2 protein-coding genes and 1 pseudogene are annotated in these 2364 nt (G+C 60.6%); all 3 read right to left on the reverse strand.

Translation table 11 applies throughout. The features are described 5' to 3' along the window. Nucleotides 1–735: pseudogene (locus EOD07_RS31105) on the reverse strand (protein translocase subunit SecDF); the annotation flags it as partial. An 89-nt stretch (nt 736–824) separates the two neighbouring features. Beyond that, nucleotides 825–1838, reverse strand: coding sequence for a hypothetical protein (locus tag EOD07_RS31110; protein WP_127238013.1), 1014 nt, complete (start codon nt 1836–1838; stop codon nt 825–827). A 52-nt stretch (nt 1839–1890) separates the two neighbouring features. Further along, nucleotides 1891–2226, reverse strand: a complete 336-nt coding sequence (yajC, locus tag EOD07_RS31115; protein ID WP_040981629.1) for a preprotein translocase subunit YajC — start codon at nt 2224–2226, stop codon at nt 1891–1893. Nucleotides 2227–2364: the final 138 nt, after the last annotated feature.

A 2364-nucleotide genomic window follows, 5' to 3' on the forward strand; every position in this document is an offset into this window, starting at 1 on the left:
GTCCTGCGAATAGAGGACCGAATCGCCGGGCGGCGGCCGGTTCTTGATCGCGTCCTGGACCGGCACGGACGTATCGACCATCTGAAACGTCAGCTTGGCGGTCTGGCCGATGATGTCCTTGAGCCTTTGCGGATTTTGCAGTCCGGGCACTTGAACCAGAATGCGATCGTCACCCTGCCGCTGCACGATCGGTTCCGTCGTGCCGAGCGCGTTGACGCGCCGCTCCACCACCTCGATCGCCTGCGACAACGCCGTCGATGTACGGTATTTGATGCCCGCATCCGTGACAGTGAACTTCAGCAATCCGGGCTCGGAATCGTCCAGGGTCATCGACTGGACGGAACCGCCGGTAAAGAGGCCGGCCGTAACCGGATTGGTTATCGGCTTCAACGCCGTCTTTGCGGCTTCGACCTGGTTCGGATCGTTGATGCGCACCTGCACGGTGCGGCCCGTTCCACCAAGTCCGGTATATTGGATCTTGGCATCGCGCAGCAGCGTCCTGATCTCGTCGCGTGTCGTCTCCAGTTGATCCTTGATCAGATCGTTCTGGTCCATCTGGAGCAGGATGTGCGAACCGCCCTGAAGGTCGAGGCCGAGCGTCATCTGCCGCTTCGGCACCCAGTTCGGCAGTTGCGCCAGCATGCTTGCCGGGAAGAGGTTGGGCGCGGCGAGGATCACTGTGACGGCCACGGCGAGCCAGATCAGGATCATCTTCAGGCGCGAGAAATAGAGCATTCGTTCTTATCCGTTCAGGCGTACAAGCGGCAGCGTTCCGCCATCGGCTCGGTTGTCAGCTATGGTTATCGTTGCGACCACGGCCGGCCCTATCGTGCTTCCTCGACGATTGTCAATCTCGCCGGCAGCGCGCCGGTGCGGAACAACAGGGCCAGTTCCTTGGCGCTTTGGGCTGTGAAATTGCCCGATATCTGCACGGTACCGTGCTCGATGGGCTCCCGGATGATAGGCGCTGAAATCACCTGACCGTCCAAAATCACCGCAAATGGCTTGCCGATATTGCGCGTGGTCGCCCACTTGAAACGTTGCGTACCCTTGGAATCGAGCCGGAATGCGACGACAAACTGTTCCGTCGAGCTGTCGTGGGTCGCTTCCGCGTCCAGCACGCTGTCGCCCGAGACAAGCACCCGGTCTTCGACCAGATAGGGAACTGGCGGTTCATCCGGCGTGTACAGCACCGTTGAACCGGCAGGCGCCTGGCCATTGACCGCATCGTCCACAGGCATCGAAGTGTCAACCAATTGGAAGCTCAGTCGGCCCTGCCGAGCGAGGGTTTGCGCCAGGCTGTGCAAATCCGCGACGGCTGGCGCCTGAACCAGTATGCCGCCATCCGTCAACTGGACCGCGGGATCGGCCACGCCAAGTTCATTGAGGCGATTCTTGATGACCTCGATCGACTGTGTGAGCGCGGCAGAGGTTTGATACTTCGCGCCGGCATCGGTCATGGTGAGCTTCAACAGGCCAGGCTCGCTGTCGTCCAGCGCAAACTCCTGGACCGGGCCTTCCTTGCCGGCGATAGGATCGACTACTGCCTTGAGTGCGGCTTTGGCGATCTCGACTTGCGCGGGATCGCCAATGTGCAGTTGAACCGTGGGGCCCGATACGACAAGGCCGTTGTAGCTGATCTTGGGTTCTGCATCGCGAAGCAGCGTCCTGATCTGGTCGCGCACGGCTTCCAGCCGGCGGCTTCTTACCTGATCCGTATCCAGGCGAAACACAATATGCGCACCGGGCACCGCGGCCAGAACATTCGGCGCGCCGAAGACCATCGAGATCAGGGCAAGCCCGATCAAAATGACCTTCAGGGGCGAAAGATAGACCATATGCCGCCGTTCGTCAGAACCCTGCCCGCGGCCATCACCGCTGGGATTTCGCCTACTTCTTGGCGTTCTGGTTCGCCACCGGTTCGCCCTTGACGCGCACGTCCGAGATCGTCGAGCGCAACGCGGTCACCTTGGTGCCGCCAAGGTCGATCTCCAGCTCGTTGTCGTCGATCACCTTGGTCACCTTGCCGATGAAGCCGCCACCAGTCACCACCGTGTCGCCGCGGCGCACCGCCGTCAGCATTTCCTGGCGCTTCTTCAGCTGCGCGCGCTGCGGCCGGATGATCAGAAAATACATGATCACGAAAATCAGGACAAACGGCAAAATCGAGATGAACATGTCTGGCGAGGCGCCGACGCCCTGGGCGTATGCCGGTGTAACGAACATCAAGAAACTCCTGGGTGGTGAAATACCGCCGCGGTCGCCCCGCGAAAATTTGGCCGGAATATAGTCGCTAAACTTGCCAATGCAACTGCGCCGCCAGCCCAATCCGTTGCTTTTCCAGCTGTTTGCGACGTGCTAGAG

The organism is Mesorhizobium sp. M2C.T.Ca.TU.002.02.1.1 (assembly GCF_003997225.1).

What these genes read in the sequence shown, in the direction of transcription:
- EOD07_RS31110 (WP_127238013.1), bottom strand. Translation starts at nt 1,838, where the DNA reads ATGGTCTATCTTTCGCCCCTGAAGGTCATTTTGATCGGGCTTGCCCTG.
- yajC (WP_040981629.1), bottom strand. Translation starts at nt 2,226, where the DNA reads ATGTTCGTTACACCGGCATACGCCCAGGGCGTCGGCGCCTCGCCAGAC.